The 4,724-nt window shown below is 71.4% G+C and carries 6 protein-coding genes; 3 read left to right on the top strand and 3 right to left on the bottom strand.

Features of this window, described 5'->3' with window-relative positions:
• Positions 1-935, top strand: a 935-nt coding sequence (locus tag ACFFNX_RS42735) for an MMPL family transporter (protein ID WP_378211966.1), incomplete at its 5' end; no start/stop codon positions are given.
• Between the two features lie 30 nt (positions 936-965).
• On the opposite strand, the gene ACFFNX_RS42730 is transcribed toward ACFFNX_RS42735, so the two are convergent.
• Positions 966-1,631, bottom strand: coding sequence for a TetR/AcrR family transcriptional regulator (locus tag ACFFNX_RS42730; RefSeq protein ID WP_378211965.1), 666 nt, complete (start codon positions 1,629-1,631; stop codon positions 966-968).
• Between the two features lie 110 nt (positions 1,632-1,741).
• Complete coding sequence (locus ACFFNX_RS42725; protein WP_378211964.1) at positions 1,742-2,572, bottom strand: GNAT family N-acetyltransferase; 831 nt, start codon at positions 2,570-2,572, stop codon at positions 1,742-1,744.
• 301 nt (positions 2,573-2,873) lie between these two features.
• On the opposite strand from ACFFNX_RS42725, the gene ACFFNX_RS42720 reads away from it, so the two are divergent.
• On the top strand, positions 2,874-3,698 hold the full coding sequence (locus tag ACFFNX_RS42720; protein WP_378211963.1) for a hypothetical protein: 825 nt from the start codon (positions 2,874-2,876) through the stop codon (positions 3,696-3,698).
• 166 nt (positions 3,699-3,864) lie between these two features.
• Positions 3,865-4,404 carry an NUDIX domain-containing protein gene (locus ACFFNX_RS42715; RefSeq protein ID WP_378211962.1) on the top strand — a complete coding sequence of 180 codons (540 nt, stop codon included), beginning with the start codon at positions 3,865-3,867 and terminating at the stop codon, positions 4,402-4,404.
• On the opposite strand, the gene ACFFNX_RS42710 is transcribed toward ACFFNX_RS42715, so the two are convergent.
• A partial coding sequence (locus tag ACFFNX_RS42710) for a hypothetical protein (protein ID WP_378211961.1) occupies positions 4,391-4,724 on the bottom strand: 334 nt, incomplete at its 5' end. The two genes, ACFFNX_RS42715 and ACFFNX_RS42710, sit on opposite strands and share 14 nt — an antisense overlap.

Below are 4,724 nucleotides of genomic sequence, written 5' to 3'. Positions count from 1 at the left end.
CGCACCGCATCCTCGCCTCGGGCTTCGGCCCCGGGTACGACGCGCCGCTGGTGTTCGTCTCCTGCTCGACGGACAACGCGCGCGCCGTCGCCGCGGCGGTCGGGCACACGCCGGGCATCGCGTCCGTGACCCCGGTGCGGACCAGCGATGACGGCGGCGCCGCCATGTTCGTCGCCTACCCGCGGACCGGGCTCCAGGAAGCGGCCACGCCGGGTGTGGTCCACCGGCTGCGCGACACCGTCGTGCCCCGGGCCGGCGGCGGCGTGCTGATCGGCGGGCCCAACGCCGGCACGATCGACTTCTCCGACGCCGTAAGCGAGCGGCTGCCCTGGCTGATCGTCGTCGTGGTGGGCCTGTCCCTGCTCCTGCTGCTCGTGCTGGTGCGCTCGGTCGCCATCGCGGCGAAGGCCGCGGTGATGAACCTGCTGTCGATCGCGGCGGCGTACGGTGTGCTCACCGCCGTCGTGCAGTGGGGCTGGCTCGGCCACCAGCTCGGCTTCCCGGCCGCCACGCCGGTGACGCCGTGGGTGCCGCTGTTCATGTTCCCGATCCTGTTCGGGCTCTCCACCGACTACGAGGTGTTCCTGATCTCCCGGGTCCGCGAGGAGTACGACCTCGGCGCGGAGACGAGGACCGCGGTGACCCGTGGCCTGGCCCGCACCGCCCGCGTGATCACCGCGGCGGCCGCCATCATGGTCTGTGTGTTCCTGTCGGTGCTGCTGGTCGGCGACATCGCCGTCAAGCAGGTCGGCCTCGGGCTGGGCGTCGCCGTGCTGATCGACGCCACGGTCGTGCGGATGGTGCTGGTGCCGGCGGTGATGGAGCTGCTCGGCCGGGTGAACTGGTGGCTGCCGGGCTGGCTGGACCGGATCCTGCCGGCCGTCGAACCGGGTTCGCCTCCCGCGCGGAGCCCGGAGGTGCCGGTGCGGTCGTAGCGGATGTGCCGGCCCGCGCTGGGGAGCGTCTCAGCGCGGGCCGGTGGAGATGCCGTCGAACAGGACCGCGATGTAGTGGTCGGCGACGCCCTCGGCGTCGAGCCGGCCGGCCGGCTGGAACCAGCGGACCGCCACCCAGATCGTGTCGCGGATCATCCGGTAGGTCAGCCGGGCGTCGATGTCGTCGCGGAACAGGCCGGTCCCCTGACCACGCTCGATCTGGCCGACCCACAGCCGCTCGGTCTCCTCCTCCGCCCGCGCCAGGTAGTCGAACCGGTCGAACCGGCGGAGGTAGTTCCAGTCGTTCTGCATGACCATGACGGCCGCGCGGTGGGGCACCAGTGTGCGGAAGCAGTTTCGGACGAGCTCGGCCAGGACCGTGCGCGGGTCGCCGCCGCGCTCGAGGACCGCCTTGTTCGCGGCGTTCAGCTCGTCGAAGAAGGAGGAGAGGATCTCGTCCACGATCGACTCCTTGGAGTCGAAGTGGTGGTAAAGACTGCCCGAGAGGATCCCCGCCTCGTCGGCGATGTTGCGGACCGTCGTGGCCTGGTAGCCCTTTTCGGCGAACAGCTCGGCGGCCAGCCGTACCAGGTGCTCGCGGCGCTCCGAGGCGAGCACGGAGCCCCGGCGTCGGCCGCCGCCCGAGGCTCCCGAGCCATCTCGATGCGGCCCGCTGCCCTTGCCCGTGCTAACCACGTTGACATTATGACGCGTGTACCCAACCGCTTGCTCGATTGAACGATCATCGAAACCGGCGGTCGGAGGTCGGACGTCCAACCGGCGGTTTCACCCGCGGCGATGTGCGGTCAACGGGGCTGGTGATCGGTCCCGAAGGAGATGACGAGGTAGTCGTCCAGGGGCTGGTAGCCGACGCGCTGGTGGACGGCGACGCCCGCCGGGTTGGCGAGGTCGGCGAAGACCACGACCTCTCCGGCGCCGGCGTCGACGGCGGCCTGGCTCACCGCGGCGGTCGCCGCCGCGCCGTATCCGCGGCCCCGGTGTTCGGGCGGGGTGTAGATGGGCGCGATCCGCACCATGCCCGCGACCATCCGGGTACGGCCCGCGAGGGAGACCGCGACGCCGTCCCTCTCCCAAAGGGTGAGACCGCCGTACCCGATCCGGTCGTCGACCGCGGCGCCGTGGTCGCCGGGGCGCTCGCGTATCTCCCGCTCGGCGGAGTGGTACCAGGCGAGCAGCAGGTCCCGGTCGGCGGGCACCGCCGGCCGGGCGCGGCCGGGCACCGAGGACGGCCGGACCCGGTCCAGCCGGTAGAGCCGCCGGCGCTCCCAGATCGCGAAGTCCGTGCCCGTCGCCGTGTGCCAGAGCGCGGCGAAGTCCTCGGCGATCTCGCGGCGGGCGGTCACACCGGGCAGCGGCCGCCCGCCGGCCTTCAGCGCCCGCACCAGTTCGCGGACGCCCTGCTGGGGCATCAGGCTGAGCAGCAGGGGAAAGGGCGGGGTGTGCACGAACGCACCGGAGACGCAGCCTCCGGGGGGCAGCCACGAACCGAGCACCGCCGGAGTGTCCCCGTACGCCGCCGAGCCCCGGGCGCGGAGCGCCTCCAGGACCGTGACGAGAACGGTGTTCTCGACCGGCCTCGACCTCAGAAAATCGCCCGCGATCGCATCAAATTGCACGACATCGGACGTTGTGCCCCAGCTCATACTTCATAGTGGCGTTCATCCCGCTTGTTCGCTGGGAACTCGTCAACATGATCCACTTGTGTCGCGCAGTGGCCGGTGTGGATGGCCGGTGTGGATATTCGCCCGCCCATGGCACCTCCCGGCCGGTGAGAGCGTCAGAGTATTCAGGGTCTTGGTACAAGCCGTCGGTAGTGTCCTTTCCGGCGGCCGTCCCGCATGCGACCGCCGGGCGGGACCAACGACACTTGTAGGCGCTGGACGAGGCGAGGCCGTAGGGCACATGTGGGAGAAGGATTTGTCCGATCTGTCGAACGCTGCCGGGCGGCAGCACGGGCTGATCACTTCTGCCCAGGCCACCAGACTGGGGGTCACCGAAGCCGCGCTCGCGCATCTCGAAGAGTCACAACTGGTGAAGCCGCTCGAGTGGGACGTGTACCAGCTGGCCGGCAGCCCGCTCGGTCCGATCCACGCGTATCCGTACGCCGCCTGGCTGGCGACGGCGCCTGACCTGTTCGCGTCGGAGCGTCCCGAGCCCGCGGCCGACGTGGTGCTCTCCCACGAGTCCGCCTGCAACGTGCACGGGATGGGCTCGCTGGCGATCCCTTTCGTCACCTTCACGGCGCCGGAGGAGCGTGAGGCGCCCCGCGCGACGCGCCTCACGGTCGCTCCGCTGACCGCGGCGGAGGTCACCGTCAGCCGTGGCGTGCCGGTCACCACCCCGCACCGGACGATCCTTGATCTTGTCCGGAGCCATGTCGACCACGACGATGTCGCCGAGGCCCTCACCGACGCGGTTCAGCAGGACCTGGTGGACCTGCGCGCGCTGCATGACGACCTGGCCACCTTGGCGGACGAGTACGGCCTGCCCGCCAAGCCCCCGGCGTTCGCCGACCGCTTCCTGGCCGAACTCGACGCCGCGTCGCTGTCCCTGCGTAACCTGCGGGCCTGCGCCGCCCTGCGCCACCCGGACCAGGTGGCGGAGGTACGTCGCGGTGTGACGCGGGTCCTGGCCGAGGCCCGGGGCGGCACGGGGGCCGAGGACGCCCTGGCCCCCGAGGACGACGAACTGAGCTGGGACCTCGCCGCGGAGATCGTCGCCCGGACCGGCACCGGCGCCTAGTAGTGCCTTGTTTGGCGCTCACCTGGTCGAGGTCGCTTCGCATCTGCCGCAGGCGATCGGCCTGCTCGGAGTACTCATCCATGAGCTCCTCGAGCGAGGTGCGGAGTTCCGCTCTCACCCTCCCGGTGGCGGCCGGGTGGTTCGGTGGCCATGGCATCGTGGGCGCATGATTCAGATCGCGACCCGAGAGGTCTACCGGAACCGCTGGATGACCGTACGCGAGGACGACATCCGTCACCCGGACGGTTCGCCGGGGATCTACGGGGTGGTGGACAAGCCGACGGCGGCGCTCGTCATTCCCCTGGAGAACGACGGGTTCCACCTCGTCGAACAGTTCCGGTACGCGCTGTCGCGCCGCTCATGGGAGTTCCCGCAGGGCACCTGGCCCGACGACCGGCAGACCACCACGGAGGAGCTGGCGCGGGCCGAGCTGGCCCAGGAGACCGGGCTCCGCGCGGCGACGGTCGAGCGGCTCGGGTCGTTCGCGATCGCGCCCGGGTTCACGAGTCAGAGCTGCGACATGTTCCTCGCCACCGGCCTGACCAGCGGAGAGCCTGACCGCGACCCGGAGGAGCAGGGCATGCGGCAGCAGTGGTTCTCCCGGGCGGAGTTCGAGCGGATGCTGCGGACCGAGGAGATCGTCGACGCGCTCACGATGGCCGCCTACGCCCGCCTGCTGCTGAGCGGACGCGTCACAGAGCGGTGAGGGTGCGGGTCAGCGCGTCCGCGCGGTTCTGCGTCAGGCCGCCCTCGCGGACGCGCTGGACGATCTTCTGGCGGAGCTCGCGCACCCGCTGGTCCACGTCGACGTACACGCCCGCGGCGATCTCCGCCTGGAGGTTGCCGATGAGGTTGTCCAGGTCGACCGCCACGTCCGCGCGTACCTCGCTGACCGCCAGGCCTTCGTCGACGGTGCGGCGCATCCGGCTCAGCGCGTCGATCGCGCCCGGCGGGGTGACGCCGGGCACCGGCGTGGCCGAGGCGGTCGCGCGCGGCGTGACCGGATGGCCCGACCGCTGCTGGGCC

The sequence above is a fragment of the Actinoallomurus acaciae genome, assembly GCF_042429965.1.
Classification (GTDB): Bacteria; Actinomycetota; Actinomycetes; order Streptosporangiales; family Streptosporangiaceae; genus Actinoallomurus; species Actinoallomurus acaciae.
The sequence above is the reverse complement of the archived record's forward strand: the minus strand, read 5'-3'. Positions and strand labels throughout refer to the sequence as shown.